This window comes from Paenibacillus sp. FSL H3-0457 (assembly GCF_037981725.1).
Taxonomy (GTDB): Bacteria; Bacillota; Bacilli; order Paenibacillales; family Paenibacillaceae; genus Paenibacillus; species Paenibacillus amylolyticus.
Genome location: NZ_CP150283.1, coordinates 2,145,175 through 2,162,432 on the forward strand (window position 1 = coordinate 2,145,175; position 17,258 = coordinate 2,162,432).

Below are 17,258 nucleotides of genomic sequence, written 5' to 3' on the forward strand. Positions count from 1 at the left end.
CAGTTCAAGCCAGCTTGAATTGCTTAACCAGCTGATCAAGTGCATCGGACATTTCATTCAACTGCTTGGACGTGTCAGACATTTCCTGCAGAGAAGCAAGTTGTTCCTCCGTCATCGCAGATACTTCTTCCGTGGCTGATGCAGTATCTTCCACAACAGCCGATACTTCATTGATGGACTTCATCACAGCCTCACTACCGGAAGTTAACTCCTCGACAACAGCAGATACCTCCAGAACTTCACCACTGAGGTTATGAATATGCTGAGTAATGGTTGAAAAAGCATTACCTGCATCCTCAATGGTCCGCAACCCTTCATTCACATGTAGAGTGCTCTCATCAACCACCTGCACCGTACTTTGAACACCTGCTACCACGGTTTCCAATATACTTGTAATCTCTTTCGCTGATGTTGCACTTTGGTCTGCAAGATTACGGATTTCCGCGGCAACGACAGCGAAGCCACGTCCATTTTCCCCAGCGCGGGCAGCTTCAATTCCGGCGTTAAGTGCAAGCAGATTGGTTTGTCTTGCAATACCTGACATTGAATCTGCAATGTTGATCACTTGATCAGACATCTTCGAAATTTCATTAATGGCTTCCTGTACAGAGAGGAAGGATTGCTCAATGGAACTCATTTTACCTACAGCATTATCAATGCGCTGTTGCCCATCCACGGCAATGGATTCGGTACGAACTGCACGGCCTGCCACGTCACTTGCCGAGGAGGCGACACGATTAAGCCCGTTGAGGGATTGCTGCATCGCAGCTACCATGGTTTGTGTAAGAGCAACCTGTTCATCAGCGCCTTCAGCGACGCGTTCCATGGCAGTGGCAACTTCTTTTCCTGCAAGATGGCTATCGGCAACCCCTTTATCCAATCGATCCGAAGCTGTGCTCAGAATCATGGCATTGCTCTGAACGTCCAGCATCATTTGCTGCAAACCAGTGAGCATTGTATTGGCTGCCTCCGCGAGTTCACGAGTTTCGTCTTTCATTGGCGTAGCGATTCTCAGTGTCAGGTCACCATTGGAAGAACCGATGTCATTTAATGCCTGCTTTACGGTACGAATGTTTCTAACAATGGCACGTGACAGGACCAAAGCAGTGATGAACGAGATAATGGCCACAACGATAAGTGCCCCATACAGTTCCAAGTTCAGTAGTGTGTTTTTTTGCTTCAGTGCTTCTGTACGGTTATCGGTTAACGTATGCTCGTTGGTTCGAAACGTATCGAGAGCAGTCCGAATCTGGTCCATGTCTCTTTTACCTGGATCATCTGCGAAAAAATCTCGAATGGCTTGCGTATTATTTGCTTGGCGAAGGGCGACCATAGGTTCACCAGCGACCTGGACCCAGTTCTCCATATTAGTATGTATGTCTTCCAAAAGTGCAAGTTGAGCCGGATTATCCGAAATTAAAGCAGCAAGTTCATCTCTGAGTGTAATAAGTTGCTCTTTTCCTTGGGTGTAGGGATCGAGATAGTTGTCCTGACCCGTGATGATGTAACCGCGTTGACCTGTTTCCATATCTACCATGTTTCTTTCGAGTTCATAGGTGAGGGCGTGTACCCTCATATCGTGATCGACCAGAAAATCCAGTTCCCGTTGGAGCTGACTTGTGCTGTTCTGAATCAGCAGGATGCAACCAGCCAGTACAGCCAGTACGAGTAAATATCCTAATCCGATCTTATAAAAAATCTTAAAGGTCTTTCGCTTTTTCATGTTTGTTATTCCTCTCTTTGGGGTATATGTAGTTGTCGAAAAAACCGGAAATTTGATAATTGTAGGTCTTTAGATCAGGTGTCTAAAGCACTATTTTTTAGTATTATACGTAAATAAACTTCTTTTGTATATAGTTTGTTTAACTATAATATAACGTTTGGTTAATGCTGTATAAGGTTGGGGTTGATGATGTTTTACAATCGTTGGTTTACACGTTCAAACGTTATGTTTATCATGGGAAGGGAACGATTCCAATTACATATACAATATCCCAATCCGAAAGGAACATTGGACATGAATAAAGAGAAGGTATTGCTCAAACCGGAAGCAATGATTTTTGACATGGATGGTACGCTGTTCCAGACAGAGACCCTGTTGTTGCCAGCTTACCAGCAACTATTTGATACATTGCGTGCCGAAGGGCATTTTGAAGGAGAAACTCCACCCGAGGAACGGATGCTGGGAAGTTTGGGCATGTTGCTCGAAGATATATGGAAAGTGGTTATGCCTGAGGCGTCGGAAGCGGCACATCGCCGTGCAGACGAACTGTTGCTTCAACTGGAGATTGAGGGGCTTGATCAAGGAGGTTCCCAATTGTATCCTGGGGTGAAAGAAACGCTGCAAGCATTAAAACAACAAGGAGTGCGTCTTTTTGTTGCAAGTAACGGGCTGGAGGACTATGTGAAGGGTGTGGCGTTTGCACACGAGATTATGCCTTTCTTTGAAGGGGTATACAGTGCAGGCCAGTACAAGACTCCTTCCAAAATTAATCTGGTGCAGATCCTGCTTGAGAAACATCGTATTCAGGACGCATGGATGGTAGGGGATCGCTCTTCTGATGTGGAAGCGGGTAAAATGAACGGTCAGGCGGTCATCGGCTGTGCCTATGCCGGGTTTGGTCGTGATGAGGAGCTTGCAGGCTCAGATGTGCTCATCTCTGATTTTACAGAACTGCTGCGTCTGTATGATGAAGCAGAGTAGCCTCTACGCCGTATACGTTTACTGAGATTTAAGATTACGAACCACATGATATGAACCTGTAGACTCAACGGAAATTCGTTGAATACAGGTTTTTTTATATGATCATGCAGTCACATTCTCCCCTGTAGAAAGTTGATTTCCCTATCCCGCTTTCCTCCGTATTCCCTCTATACTTCATTCAAAAGCTATAGGGGGTCCGATTCTGGTGAAACCATCCAAAATACATGCCTATATATTCATCTTTCCAAGTCTTTTTTTAACTGTTGTATTCGGGATCTATCCGCTGTTATGGGCGCTGCGTTACATGTTCTATGATTATCAAGGCATCGGGTCGCCTGTCTTCATCGGACTTGATAATTTTGGACGAATTTTGCGTGACGGCCAATTCTGGGATTCAGTAGGCAACACGGGTGTGTATGCCCTGGGCAAACTCGTCGTTACAATTCCACTATCGTTAACTCTGGCGATTATTCTGAATCGTAAATGGAGAGGGCGATCCCTCTTTAGGGCGATCTATTATCTTCCCACTATTTTTAGCGCTTCGGTCATGGCGATTGTATTTTTTATTATTTTCAACTCTTATAACGGAATATTGAATCAATTGTTGCTTAAGTATCATGTGATCTCCGAATCCATTAGCTGGCTGGGGGCTGAACATGCCATGTTAACAACCATCATCATTGCCATCTGGGGGGCCGTGGGCAACTATATGTTGTTGTTCATTGCGGGTCTTCAGAGCATTCCTGAAGAGCTATATGAGGCGGCATCGCTGGATGGAGCGAGTGAGTTTCAGAAACTGCGAAATGTAACGATTCCGTTGCTGGGTCCTGTCTTGCAGATGATCATCATGCTGGCAATTACCACGGCGCTGAAAGGTTACGAGAGTATTATGGTGCTGACCGAAGGGGGGCCGTATGGCAAAACAGAGGTGATGTATCTGTATTTGTTCAAACTGTTGTTTCCCGTGTCGGCTGACACCCAATCACTCCAGCAGCTCGGTTATGGCAGTGCGGTCGGTTTCACAACGGCTCTCATCGTAGGGGCTGTGACGCTCATTTATTTCCGGATATCCAAAAAACTCAATGATGTCTATTAAAAGGTTGTTCAAAAAGTCCGCTTTTGATTACGAATCATGCTTAGCAGCATGATCAGCATCGAATATGAAATTCAGCCGAAATGTCCGTTGCTCACGTAGTTTTCCCTACGCTCCGCTACTCCATTTCTAGCTTCATTCCATCTTCTCGGTACTGAAAACCACCCTTTTTGAACACGTATAAAATTAATCAGGAGGAAACGATGATGACTCAAAACGTACTTGCGCCCTCAGGGTCTCCCCAACTCATTCGCTGGGCCAAACGAACGGTACTTTGGTTGTTTTTGATCGCAATCGCTCTGCTGTCGCTGTTCCCCATCATACTTGTATTGCTCGGTTCCTTCAAAACAAACCAGGAATTGACTGGAGGAGCTACCATCTGGCCGAAGATTTGGCAGTTCTCCAACTATGCTCAGGCTTGGAAAAGCGCCAATTTTTCGGGTTTTACGATGAACAGCGTGTTTGTTAGCATCAGTACAACAGTTGGCACACTGCTGGTAGCTTCGATGTCTGCCTACGCTGTGGATCGAGTGAATTTCAAAGGGAAAAAGGGGTACACCCTGCTCATGGCATCCACTCTGTTTATTTCCATAGGCGCGGTTGTGCTGCGTCCGCAATTTGACCTCATGGTCAAGCTGGGGCTGAATACCACGTTGTGGGGCGTTATTATTATACTGATCAGCGCACACGCTGCCACATACTTTATTCTGATTGGTTTCTTCAAGAGCATCCCGCGCGAACTGGATGAAGCGGCGATGATTGATGGTTGTAATTTTTTCACCACATACTGGCGAATTATTCTTCCGCTCCTGCGCCCCGGACTCGCCGTTGCAGGTCTGGGTGTATTCCAGAGTTCATGGAATGAATATATTCTTCCTTTTGTGTTCACCATGAGCAATCCGGACTTGCAGACTTTGCCTGTTGGGCTGGCTAATCTGCGATATGGCATCGGAGCTGCTGCTGAGGTCCAACTGATGATGGCCGGAGCTTGTCTGTCCATTTTGCCGCTGCTCATCGTTTATATTTTTGCCAACAAATCATTCATGCAGGTGACCTTGGGAGCTGTGAAAGGATAGGCGTGAGCACAATCATGGAAACGGTTTTACGGGTTATTCCACTGTGCTATACTCATTTTAATTCACAGCGGACGGGCCAAGCCGTGTTCAAGGAGCGAGCGCCGATGATATTCGACTTTTATAAAATGTCCCTGAAAAAAAGAATACAGCTGCTGTACATTTTTCTCGTTGTTTTATGCATCAGTGTGACCGGGATATGCTCTTATCTCTTTGCTGCACGAAGCATTGAGCAAAATGCACTTGAACTGAAACAAAGCATTCTGAACAAATCAGTGCAGGTTATGGATGAACATCTAAGGCACATTGTTGTATCCTCTTTTTCTTTTATGCTCAATGAAACGTTCACCCAGGTCATGAAGGACGTGGGAAAAAATAACACATCTCATTATTATCAGAATCTCTCGCTGCTGCAAACATCGTTTGCTCAATTGAAGCTCGTAGAGCCACTGATTGATACCGCATATCTGACCACACCCATCGGTGATTTTTTCTCGACCAAAGATTTTCCGAATCACAATAACTCATTCAACAAGGAATACGGACGCTACGTGAAGCTGCAAGGCTGGAATACGATGTGGTTTGGTTCACATCAGAGTCAGTTATTCCAGTCCCAAGGAAATGTGTTATCTCTGTTGCTCAAACCCATTGTGATCGATAATCATACCTATTCGAATGTATATATGGTCGTCAATATGAAGGAAGAGGCGATGCGAGACATTCTGACGCAGGATCTCATGAATAACCAGATTCAACTGTTTTTGCTGCACAAAAACGGAAATGAAGTCATTCGGCCCAGGTCCCGAAATTACGATTTCATTATGGAGCCTGACTTTACCCAACAGTTTAGCCGTGGCGATGCTGGGGATTTTACCTACAGGAACGATCAGGGGGAGGACATGCTTGTTAACTATTCGGCATTGTCGATGAACGAGGATTGGGTCATGGTAAGTATACAGTCCAAGGCTGACTTGTTGTCCCCCCTCCAAAAGATACGCTGGCTGATCATCCTGATCATGTTGTTTTGCATTTTGCTCGCACTCGGGTTGTCCAAGCTGCTGGCCTCCGCTCTGCTGAAGCCACTGAACAAACTGCGACGCCTGATGGTTGAGGTGGAGTCCAATGATCTGGATGTACGGTTTCGCAGCAAGTATGACGATGAAGTTAGCGCTGTAGGGCATCGTTTCAATCGGATGTTGGATCAGATTCAGATTCTGTTTGAAGAAGTACGGACAACGGAGCAAGACAAACGGCGGTTTGAAGTTAAGGCGCTTCAGGCGCAGGTTGATCCTCATTTCCTCTACAATACCCTTAATACGATGTTCTGGAAAAGTGAGAGCGGAGAGAAGAAGGATGTAAGTGAGATGATCGTCTCCTTATCCTTATTATTCCGTCTGGGACTGAATGATGGGAAAGACATCACCAGTGTGGAGCAGGAGATCAAACATGTCGAACAATACATGCAGCTTCAGCAAAAATGTTACGAGGATCTGTTCGTTTATCGTATTGAAGTGGGGGACCCGTCTTGTTACGCTGTTGATATTTTAAAAATATTACTCCAGCCCTTGGTCGAGAATTCCATCCTGCATGGATTCAATGACAAAGAAGATTTGGGTGTTATCCTGATCCGCATTGATCGTCAGGGTGACACACTACGGCTGGAGGTGGCTGACAATGGATGTGGTATGGATGTAGCCAGCATCTATGCTGAGGATGTTCCTGACGGGGGACGCAAAGGTTATGCCCTATCCAATCTCCATGGCAGATTAAGCCTGCACTATGGGGATGTGGCCTCAATTGTATTTCATAGCAGTACAGATGTGGGAACAACGGTTGTTATCACGATTCCGATCACCTGAGGAGGGGCAGTATGGGCCAATTGACGATGTGTGTTATGGATGATATCCAGGCAGTTGTAAAGGGCATATCTTCAACTATTCCGTGGGAAGATCATCAGGTTCGGATTGTAGGCACGGCGAGCAATGGAGAGCGCGGTTGGTCCTTGTTGCTGGAGCAGCAACCCGACATCGTGATTAGTGATATCAGGATGCCCAAGTTGAGCGGGCTGGAGCTAATGAAGCGGGCATTGGATGCCGGACTGCGAGCCAAATTTATTTTCATCAGTGGTTATTCGGATTTCCAATATGCACAGGAGGCCATCAAGCTGGGTGCATCCGATTATTTGCTCAAACCGTTTACCCCTGAAGAAATACTCGGTGCGGTGTTGAAGGTAAGACAGGTGATTAAGGAAGAACAGGCACAGTGCAAGCAGTTGGAACAGCTGGAGCAGAAGGTGGAGAGTAGCAGCCAGTATGAGCGTCACAGCTATCTACTGGGCTTGTTGCGTCATGAAATCGGGGGATTCCTGAATGAAAGCCGCTGGAACGAGTTGCATATTGATCTCGATTCCTCCAATCTTCTCGTCATGGTCATTGAGGTGGATGGTTATACGCGGTATGGATACACGATGCATCTGGATGCCGAAATCGTTCCTTTTGCGGTCCAAAATATTGTGGAGGAAACCATAAATCGTTATACCAAAGGCGTTGTTTTACGGGAAAACCGATACCGGCTTGCAGCCATATTGAACACACCAAGCCAGATCGACGTCTCCGAGCTACTGGAGCAATGCCGCCAAAATGTGGAGCGATTCAGCAAAAAAACAGTCTCGATTGGTGTGGGTACGATTGCCCGCAGACCACAGGAAATCTGGACGTCCTACGCACATGCAGATCAGGCGATATCCTATCGTTTTTACAGTGAAGGCAATTGCATCCTCCAGTATGCTGAACTGGAAAATCAGGCCTGTGTGGCTCCGATATATCCTCTGGAGAAGGAGAAAGAGCTTTTTTACGCCCTCAAATGTGGTAATGAGAGCACCTGTCACCGCATCATTGATGAAATTCTCGAAGAATGGCAGGTTTCCGAAGGTTTTCCCGAGCCACTCACGATGATTCGTTTGCTGTCTGGACTTGCTTTTGCCATCTACCGTGCCTTTTGTGATGAGATTACAGCAGAGGAACGCTTGCGTCTGGAGGCCGACCTGACAGTGCTTGAGGCGATGCGTTCCTTGACGTTTGAGGGCTGGAGGGGATATATCAAACATTTTAGCAGCATGGGTTGCGAGATTATGGACAAAAAACGACTCACCGATGTCAAACAGGCCATTAGCAAAGCACAAGAATATATCAGTCTGAATCTTGCAGAAAATCTGACGCTGCATGCTTGTGCCCAATCCGTGCATTTAAGTCCAAGTTACTTTGCCAATGCCTTCAAAAAGGAAACCGGCATAACGCCGATTCAATATATTACTAAGATGAGGATGGAAAAGGCAAAAGAGTTGCTGGTTGCAGGTGTACAGGTGCAAGAGATATGCCAGAGGCTGGGTTATGAGGACAGGCCTTATTTCAGCGGTTTGTTCAAGAAATATTGCGGCATGACGCCAACCTGCTTCCGGCAAATGTATGAGAACTGAAAACAGATACGGATCGTCATTTTTCCCACCATGTAAAGTCAGAATGTCCCTCACCTCCATGAAAGCGTAGCGATTATCATTACGTTAACGGATAACTCAAACAGGTTGTCCAGACAAGCATAAGGGGGCATATCAATGGTTAAAAAGTGGATGGTGACTACGCTAAGTGCATTGCTGGCGCTAAGTTTGGCAGGTTGTTCTGCTGACAGTGGTACTTCGGCAAATAGCGAATCGGGGACCAGCGGGGAGAATGCCGGAGGGAAAACCAAAATCATATATTGGACACCGGACCGCCATGATGCTGATTTTATGAAATCCAAGATCGATGAGTTCAACCAGACGAACAAGGACAACATTGAAGTGGAGATGACCGTGATGGGGGACAACTATCCACAGGCGGTCGATATTGCTTTTGCCAGCAAGCAGGCACCCGATGTGCTGCAAGTTAATGATTTTCAGACATATTATCAGAAGGGGTATCTCGCCCCGATCGATGGATACATGAGTGATGAGATGAAGGCCGTGTTTAAAGACAGCTTGATTGAAAATAAAAACACGATTGATGGAAAAATATATTCCCTCCCCAATACAGGGCAGGTCTGGCGGCTTGTGTATAACAAAGATATTTTCAAAAAGGCAGGGATCGAGAGTCCGCCAAAAACGTTGGCTGAGATGGTTGCGGATGCCAAAAAAATTACCGAAGTTGGTAAAAGTGAAGGCATCTATGGCTTTGCCAGCCCATTCAAGAGTAGCAGCGGCTTCTGGAGAGCAGCCAATACAATTGCAGGTGCAAGCAATAATGTTGGTATTGATGGTTACAACTACAAGACTGGTCAATTTGATTTTGGGATGTACAAGGATATCGCAATGGCGCTTCGTCAGATGAATCAGGATGGCAGCATGCTGCCAGGGGTTGAAAGTCTGGACATCGATCCGCTCAGAGCCCAGTTTGCTCAAGGCAAAATCGGAATGTACATTAACCACTCCGGTGAACCAGGTGTATATAAAGATCAGTTTCCTACAAAAGAAAATTGGGCAGCCGCTCCTGTACCAACTAATGATGGAACGATCAAGGGCGCTTCACAAGTCATCGGGGGCTCCTACATCGGCATCAATGCAGATTCTGCCAACAAGGAAGCGGCATGGAAGTTTATGGCGTATGTGTACAGCACAGATCTTCAGAGTGAGTATTACGAAAAAGGATACGGAATCTCACTGATTCCTGCTGTACTAAGCTCTGACAAAAAACCAAGCATTCCGGGCATTGAAGGTTTCCTGCCCAAACGTTATGATGCCATTTTCCCGGCAAATCCAAGTGTGGTGACCGAGAGTTCACTGGAAGGCACCAAATGGGGTGAGGCTTTTTCAATCTTTGTATTCACGGGTGGCGATCTCGATGCTGTGATCAAGGATCTGGATACAAGGTATAATGCAGCTCTGGAGAAAACCAAAGCGGCAGGGCTGACCAACATAACTGCTGATCCTTCGTTTGATTCTTCCAAACTTCAGGGTAAATTGTCCACAGAAGACTAATAAACGTTCATAGCGGCCGTGGTTTAACTACTTCGGTCGCTTATTCACAAGGAAAGGGGAAAAGCAAAATGATTATTAATCATGCGTCTATCGATGCACATATCGTGAACGAAACGAGTTCCCGGAAGATCTTGGGTATGGGCGGTACATTAATGATGGTGGAGGTTACCTTTGCTAAAGGTGGTATTGGAGAAGTTCACTCCCATGATGCGCACGAGCAGGTCAGTTATATCGTCAAGGGTAGCTTTGAGGTTCAGGTCGGTGAAGAAACTCGCATCTTAAAAGCAGGGGACAGCTTTTATGCCGGTTTTAACGTCCCGCATGGGGTTAAGGCACTGGAGGACTCCGTCATTCTGGATGTGTTTACCCCGTTCCGTCAGGATTTTCTTGAGGCGTCCCAATGAGCGATTTTTACCTTTCGGCAACGGACCTGCAACGGGCTGCCCAATATTATGAAAAACATTTTCCGGAAGAAGCCCGAAATTCGCTCACGATTGCCAATCGTGCCATCCTGAATGAATTTATCGTTCCTTATACCAACGATCTGAATCGCTGGATTCCGATGGGGACACCCGTGGACTGGCTTCACAACCCGACCAATGATCTGGAGTTCACATGGGGCATCAATCGACACTGGCATATGCTCGATCTGGGCAAGGCGTATCTGATGAAGGGCAATCCGCTATATGTAACAGCATTTATTGACCACTTCCGTAGCTGGAGACAGCAAAACCCGGTACCTGTAAATCTGGTTTACGACGAGGCTGTGTTCTTTCAAAAACCTGGTCCGTGGCGCCTGCTGGAGACGGGACTACGTGTGCAGTCCTGGATATCGGCATATAAATATATGGAAGCGAGTTCACTGATAGACGAAGGCTTTCAGGCGGAGTTTCGACAAGGTCTGGACGAGCACGCCGAGTTTTTGACCCGTTACCTCGGCAGCACGGAAATCAATCATGCCATTATGCATATGCAAGGGTTGTTCATGATCGCTACGTTCTACCACCAGCACCCGCGAAGTCCATACTGGCGTCAAGTGGCGATGGAACGTCTTGAGCTGTGTTTGCTGCATCAGTTGGGTGAAGAGGGAATACAGGTTGAACTGACAACACATTACCACAATGCCAGCATCGAAATGTTTGGCACCCCTTATCGGTTGGGCGAGATATCAGGACATCCTTTCTCGGCATGGTATGCCCGCTGTCTACGCCAAATGGCCGCATTTACTGAGGCGCTGATCCGACCAGATCATCAGTCTACCGGTATTGGTGATTCGGATTGGGTTGGCGATGGACGACAACGACTGACCCTGCTTGGAGCGATCCTGGACGATGATGATTTGGTGGCTCGCGGAACGGATAGCTCGGAGTGTCTCTGGTTGCTGGGTGTAGAAAAATATGAGCGATGCCTCAGACTACAGGCTTCTTCTTCTCCGGTGTTGTCGAGCCGAGCCTTTCCGCAGACAGGATATTATGTCATGAGGGACAAGTATCAATATCTTTTTTTTGATGCGGCTGCCATGGGCGGAGCACACGGACATGCGGATGCGCTGAATGTGGAGTGGATGTGGAAGAACCAGCTTTTCTTCACGGACACCGGACGTTATACGTATGAAGAAGGGAAATGGCGTCGGTATTTCAAAAGTACGCGGGCACACAATACCGTCACGGTGGATGGTCTGGATCAGACACCTTATCTCTCCACACAGCAATGGGATGAACCGGAGGCTCAGGCCACAACGTTACGTTGGGAGAGCAATGACACCTATCACTTCATTGATGCTTCACAGGATGGATATACACATTTGCCAGATCCAGTTACACATCGTCGGTGGATGCTGGCAGGGGTGGAGATCCCTATACTATTAATTGTGGATTGGCTGGAGGCAGAAGCAGAGCATACTCTGGAGCAACGTTTTCACCTGCATCCGCAAGCGGATATTGCGTTGAGAATGAATGAAGCTGGAGAAATGACGGCGGATATGAGCTATGAGGCATCTTCCATAACGCTGACGATGCAATGGGTTACGGCAGGCATCGGGAAGGGAGCCTTCGCGTTGACGGAGCAGCCCGGCTGGGTATCTGAGGTGTATGGTTCCAAGTTGGAAACATCGGTCATCCAGGGCAAGACTGATTTCTCGGGTAAAGTGGGTATTCTGACGTTGTGCCTCCCCGCGGATCATACAGACCAGGTTACACGTGTAACCACATGCCAACTGGAACCTGACCTGATGAGATTGGCATTATCTTATGTGCAAGGTGAGGAAAAAGGGTATATTGTGATTGACAACGACACGCTGCAATGGTCGAAAGAACAGAAATAAAAACAGTGAAGCAGGAGCAGATGCTCGCACTTGGCGAACATAGACTCCTGCTTTTTCTTCACTCACTTGGCTTTATTTTTTCTTTTTACTCTGGGTGATTTTTGCGTAACGGGCTTGGGACTGGCTGGCTTTCTGGCCGTTCCGGGAGGTCTGTTGCGATATACCCATAAGGCATACTCCAGCGGCTGAGTGATGGCTTTATAATAGATATCCCGCTCCCCGATGCGAGCGAATACTTCACGTGCAGGTTTGGGGTTAACTTCAAGCAGGTAGATACGCCCGCTTCTGTCAATCGCCAAATCCAGTGCCAACTCACATAGGTCCCCATACGTATCTTCCAGAAACGAAGCAACATCAATGCCGAATTTCTCTGCAGTTGTGTTAATTTCTGCCCGGAGGTCGTCATCTTCGATCCATTGCTTCATGAGTCGGTCCATCGCTATTGCCTGACCGCCGCCATGCAGATTGGAGGTTACGCTTTTTTCTGCACCCATGCGTCCAGCACATCCAGTAAGCTCCCATTGTCCTTCTCCGTTCTTCTGAACGAGCATGCGATAATCATGCACACGTCCATTCGGAAGCTGAAGTTGAATGCCCTTTTGTACAAGATACTTGTCTTTCATGTTCCAGTGCTGGAGCAACGCGCCAAGTCGTGATAAATGAACTTTACGTGGAGTGATGATACGACGCTTCTGATCCCGCCCTTGAACAAGCACTGTATTAGCCTCGCTACTGCTGCGTTCAATGCGCAGAATACCACGTCCGCCTGTTCCATTAATGGGTTTGAGATAGACCAGAGAAGAAACTTTAAGCATCCGGTTTACATCGGACATATCCTGAAATAGAGCGGTTTCCGGCAGGTGTTCACGAAAGTTGGCTTTTTGCAAAAGGGTCTGGTGGATGGTCCATTTATTGCGCAGTGGCCTGTTCAGAAAGAGCAGATGCCCATATTTCTCACGAAAAGCAAGCAATTGCTGGAACCTTCGGTTACGCTGAATTCGGCAACGATCAAAGATCAGGTCCGGGAATGATCGCCACTCCCTGGACCAGCCTTTTCCCTCATGAAAAACCATGGCTTCAATTTGTTTGCCGCCGGGGTGTACGTCGGCTGGTGTGAATACATAGATATCGAGTCCCCGCTTGCGCCCTTCAAGAATCATTCTGCGATAAACGCTTCGTTCTTCAAGAGCGCGATGTTCATTTAAGTACAACGTCATAATGCCCAGAACAGGTGAGGACACAAACAATCACCTTCTTTTTGCAGTATTCCTGTCTATCATCGTTTGGACTGACGGGCAAGATAAGCGCTGTAGTGAAATATACGTTCCAATGACCGCCGTCTGATCTGTGGTTCATCAAACTTCATGGGCTTTGCATTGGCTTCGAAGAACCAGAGTTCCCCCAGGTCATCAATGCCCAGATCCATGGACATTTCTCCGAGCGTGTAACCTGATCCCCGTTCTACCTGTCTTGCGATCATTAATGAAGTGGATTTCACACGTTTCATCAGGTTTGTTGACATTTCTTCGCCAAAAAGCTCGGTCAGCAGCTTCTCTGGGTCTTCTACGCTCCCGCCGCGCGGCACATGAGTTGTAATGCTGCGGGAGCCAGCAAGTCTCGCTCCTACACCGGTTACGCTCCATTGGCCCTTGGTGTTCTTTTGTACAAGAACACGCAAATCGAAGGGGCGTTTACGAGAGGATGCCAGTTCAATGCCTTGTTGCATGATATAGGGCGTATGTCCGGTTTCTTTGCGAATTCGTGCCCATAACTTGGCAAGTGTAGATGCTTTATAGGTCGTGCTTCTACGTGTGGTTTGTATTTTGAGACGATAGGGAAGCCGTTCTTTTTCCTGAAATTTAAGCATCATGATTCCTTTACCAGCTTTGCCGCTCTCGGGCTTAAGGTATAGATAGGGATACGCCCGTAGAACGGCACCCAGAGAAGAAGCACTTCGCATCCGCCGAGTATAAGGGATCAGTTGCTGAGTCGATTTGGATTTCCTGAGCCATTCGAACAGATCCCATTTGTTGAAAAAGAATGGGTTATACAGTTCAATTCCTGATTGCATGCATTCGTCAATTTTACGCTGCACGGAAGGTTTTCCTTCGTCTTCCCGGTTGGGAATACGATTGTACAGAACATGGGGAAGGGGGAAAGGTTGTGAAACCCACTTTCCACTCCCCTTGTTGTACGTATATCCTTTCACGGTGGGGCCACTCACGTTCAGATCCCGTACAGTTACAATGTACACCACGTATCCCATGCTCTCGCCTGTCTGTAAGATATCCTGAAAATTTTGATGATTTCCCCTGAACATACGCTGTTTATCATGCATGGTCAAAACAGCAATGACAGGTTTGAAATCATCATGAAGGGTCATCAAATCTCTTCCTTCTTCCGGAACTTGCTCAAATACAGGCAGTGTTCCAAGATGTGCTCCACCGACGATTTGCCCTCCACCCGGAGTGAAGGGTGACGGAAAATGGAGCGCCCGGGTTTGGCGTTCGCTTCGAACATCCATACATGTTCCTCCTGATCAATGCCCAGATCAAAGCCAATCTCACCAATCAGATGCTGGTGCTGGGTTTCAATCGCCTGGGCCAGTGTAATAGCGACGGATTTGGCATGCTGAAGAACTTCTCCCGCACGATCGCCGAAGTTGCGACTGAGCGCCTGCTCAGGAGTCATTAGGGAGCCGCCATTTTTGATGTGTGTTGTGACGCTGCCACGTCCTGCCTTTTTGGCTCCAATCCCGACAACAACCCATTGATTGTTACCATTTTTGTGCATGTGAAAACGAAAATCAATTGGACATTCATCAATCTCAATTAGACGTATTCCCTGCTGAACTACATATCCGCGTAGCTGTTTACCATGTCTTCCCTGAAGCATGCGCATCAGACTGTTGAAGGACCCAAAACGCAGGAGTGCATTACCGCCTTTTTTGCGATAACGTGCGAAATATCCGCGTTTGGGCGAATAAGTCAGACGGTAGATCCCGTTCCCCAGACTTCCTGCAGTAGGCTTATAGTAGACGAACTGATGGCGTTCCAACATTTCCTTCATCTGTTCAACGGAAGGATTGGTAATCGATTCAGGGATATACCGTCCTGCTGCCGGCTCGTTCTCCAGCAACGTATAGATATCCGATTTGTTGAAGAAGCTCCAGTTGAAGAACGGAATTTTTCGACGAACAAATCGTTCTCGCAGCTGGTTGATTGCTGGTGAGAAGTCTGAGCGTCTGCTCGGCAATCGGTTGTAGACAACATCGGGCAGTGGTACCGTTCTGCGGGTGAAGCTTCCGTTATCATTCAGGAAAAAACCGGATACCGTCTCGTTCTGCCAATTGATATCCCGGGGAGTAAATGCGTAAATGTAGGATTTACGGCTGCCTTCACGGAGTAACTGTTTGATGAAACCAGTACGGGAACCGAATGGATTCGTGCTCGTCGCAGGCCCATCAGAGAGTACGCCGATCAGTGGACCTAACTGGACCTCATCATTTTGCAAATTCCGGAGATAAATACTGCCCCGTTTGGGAACGTTCATCATATTACGGATACCTGAAGCGAGATACAGATGTTTACCTGCTTTTTTGATTGGTTTGATCGTTGCAGGTACCCGGTCACGCCCGAAGCGAAGGTGCACCGTTTTTTTGCCGGACAGGTTGAGGCTCTTCATTAAAGCGTTGGATACATAAACCACTTTATCCGGTTGCTTGGTGAAATGCAGATTGCAAAAGGTCAAACTCATGATTTATCCTCCTATCCTGAAAAGATCCTTGGGCTCCATGGCAAGCGGGCGCTGCGGGCCTCAGCCGCCGTGAATCGGGATGGGTTTCAGGCCAGCTTTGCTGGATGTATTCGGCAATTTCATTGGACGAAAGACGTCCGTGAGAACATGTTGTTGCAACAGATAACGGGCATAGGCAAGCGGCCGGGTATAAGTCAAGGTATGCATGCGTCGGTCGCCCGCTTCTGCAAATGAGGTGCGGCCTGGTTTGGAGTTGACTTCAATTAGCCAGAGTTGGCCCTCTGCATCTGCTCCGAAATCAAGCCCCAATTCGGCTAACCTGCCGAAACGGCTTTCCAGCAGGGTGGGGATAAGCGTAGCAGTCTGCCGGATGCTCTTCAGCAGAGTTTCCGTGCGGATCGTTCCATATCGCTGGAGCAGATATGCGTGGGCAGGATATGCTTTACCCCCACCGTGAAGATTGGACGTGAGTGAACCTTCGGGTCCTTCCCGTACCATACATCCGGTAAGGGTCCAGCGACCTTGCCCATTCTTTTGCATTAGAGCCCGTATGTCGAATGCTCTTCCATGATGGCTAAGCTCCAGATATGGCTGCACGATCATCTTGCGCTCAGCCTGATGTAATGCTAGCCAGGAAGATACAGCCTGGGTATGGTTGAATGTAAGAAAAAAGGTTTCATTGTCCTCGTTACGCCCCTCCACGATCCATGTTGATGGAGTCGTTCCCCGAGACAGGCGAAAGGTATTTTTGCCATGAGTCCCGGATACTGGTTTGAAGAACAGTCCTTTGGGCCAACGGTCCAGCCATGTTTCCCAAGGAATATGCGATCCGATCCGGGTTGTGGGAGCAAGTTGTGACCTCAATTCAGGATTTCGGGACAACACACGATGTACCTCCCATTTTCCTGGAAGGGAAGCAGACCAATAACGGTGTTGATCTGTGCCGTTGGTTGGTATCCATTCCTTAAGCTGTTGTCTGACGTACCTGGAGATAGGGCGAAGACAACGATCCATAATGAGATCGACTGCAGGAACAGGTACCGAATTCCACTTCCCTTGATGATAGACATATCCCCATTGAAGAGGGAGATGGACTGCATCATTCGATATCGGGATCACAATAATCTGAAGGGCGTATTTCATGCTCCCCAAACTGAGACGACGGCAGAAAAGTTCATCCGTAAAGGGAGGTGAGCCTTCGGTTGCACGTACCAGAATGGCCAGTGTCTTGGTCTGAGATGTTGGAAACATTACGCTGCACCTCTCCTCTATCAGATTTGTTTCCAATAGGGAATAACTTT

The 17,258-nt window shown here is 47.5% G+C and carries 13 protein-coding genes; 8 read left to right on the forward strand and 5 right to left on the reverse strand.

The features are described from left to right. Window positions 1-4: 4 nt before the first annotated feature. Window positions 5-1,723, reverse strand: a complete 1,719-nt coding sequence (locus MHH25_RS09735) for a methyl-accepting chemotaxis protein (RefSeq protein WP_100529464.1) — start codon at window positions 1,721-1,723, stop codon at window positions 5-7. Between the two features lie 294 nt (window positions 1,724-2,017). Here MHH25_RS09735 and MHH25_RS09740 point away from each other — a divergent pair, with 294 nt between their 5' ends. The 8 genes from MHH25_RS09740 to MHH25_RS09775 all read left to right on the forward strand — a co-directional run bounded on the left by MHH25_RS09740 (window position 2,018) and on the right by MHH25_RS09775 (window position 12,201). Further along, on the forward strand, window positions 2,018-2,704 hold the full coding sequence (locus tag MHH25_RS09740; RefSeq protein WP_036610980.1) for an HAD hydrolase-like protein: 687 nt from the start codon (window positions 2,018-2,020) through the stop codon (window positions 2,702-2,704). Window positions 2,705-2,909: 205 nt separating this feature from the next. Next, window positions 2,910-3,800 carry a sugar ABC transporter permease gene (locus MHH25_RS09745; RefSeq protein WP_340019890.1) on the forward strand — a complete coding sequence of 297 codons (891 nt, stop codon included), beginning with the start codon at window positions 2,910-2,912 and terminating at the stop codon, window positions 3,798-3,800. Window positions 3,801-4,003: 203 nt separating this feature from the next. After that, the gene (locus MHH25_RS09750) at window positions 4,004-4,873 is read left to right on the forward strand and encodes a carbohydrate ABC transporter permease (RefSeq protein ID WP_340020481.1); all 870 of its coding nucleotides are present in this window, start codon (window positions 4,004-4,006) and stop codon (window positions 4,871-4,873) included. A gap of 14 nt (window positions 4,874-4,887) precedes the next feature. Further along, window positions 4,888-6,729: a sensor histidine kinase gene (locus MHH25_RS09755; RefSeq protein ID WP_340019891.1), complete on the forward strand. Its 1,842-nt coding sequence runs from the start codon at window positions 4,888-4,890 to the stop codon at window positions 6,727-6,729. 11 nt (window positions 6,730-6,740) lie between these two features. Further along, entirely contained in the window at window positions 6,741-8,345 is a 1,605-nt protein-coding gene (locus MHH25_RS09760) for a helix-turn-helix domain-containing protein (RefSeq protein WP_340019892.1), read from the forward strand. A gap of 135 nt (window positions 8,346-8,480) precedes the next feature. After that, complete coding sequence (locus MHH25_RS09765; protein WP_340019893.1) at window positions 8,481-9,878, forward strand: sugar ABC transporter substrate-binding protein; 1,398 nt, start codon at window positions 8,481-8,483, stop codon at window positions 9,876-9,878. 68 nt (window positions 9,879-9,946) lie between these two features. Then, on the forward strand, window positions 9,947-10,282 hold the full coding sequence (locus tag MHH25_RS09770; protein ID WP_036669940.1) for a cupin domain-containing protein: 336 nt from the start codon (window positions 9,947-9,949) through the stop codon (window positions 10,280-10,282). Further along, a complete protein-coding gene (locus MHH25_RS09775) occupies window positions 10,279-12,201 on the forward strand; it encodes an alginate lyase family protein (RefSeq protein WP_340019894.1) in 1,923 nt (640 codons plus the stop codon). Before MHH25_RS09770 ends, MHH25_RS09775 begins: the two co-directional genes overlap by 4 nt. Before the next feature lie 62 nt (window positions 12,202-12,263). Here MHH25_RS09775 and MHH25_RS09780 read toward each other — a convergent pair whose 3' ends face one another. Genes MHH25_RS09780 through MHH25_RS09795 form a run of 4 tightly spaced genes read right to left on the reverse strand, consistent with a single transcriptional unit; the run spans window position 12,264 to window position 17,208 of the window. After that, a complete protein-coding gene (locus MHH25_RS09780; RefSeq protein WP_143781262.1) occupies window positions 12,264-13,442 on the reverse strand; it encodes a YheC/YheD family protein in 1,179 nt (392 codons plus the stop codon). Between the two features lie 35 nt (window positions 13,443-13,477). Further along, window positions 13,478-14,584, reverse strand: a complete 1,107-nt coding sequence (locus tag MHH25_RS09785; protein ID WP_340019895.1) for a YheC/YheD family protein — start codon at window positions 14,582-14,584, stop codon at window positions 13,478-13,480. Next, complete coding sequence (locus tag MHH25_RS09790; RefSeq protein ID WP_036609869.1) at window positions 14,584-15,957, reverse strand: YheC/YheD family protein; 1,374 nt, start codon at window positions 15,955-15,957, stop codon at window positions 14,584-14,586. Before MHH25_RS09790 ends, MHH25_RS09785 begins: the two co-directional genes overlap by 1 nt. Window positions 15,958-16,017: 60 nt before the next feature. Continuing rightward, window positions 16,018-17,208: a YheC/YheD family protein gene (locus MHH25_RS09795; protein WP_076252321.1), complete on the reverse strand. Its 1,191-nt coding sequence runs from the start codon at window positions 17,206-17,208 to the stop codon at window positions 16,018-16,020. Between the last annotated feature and the right edge of the window lie 50 nt (window positions 17,209-17,258).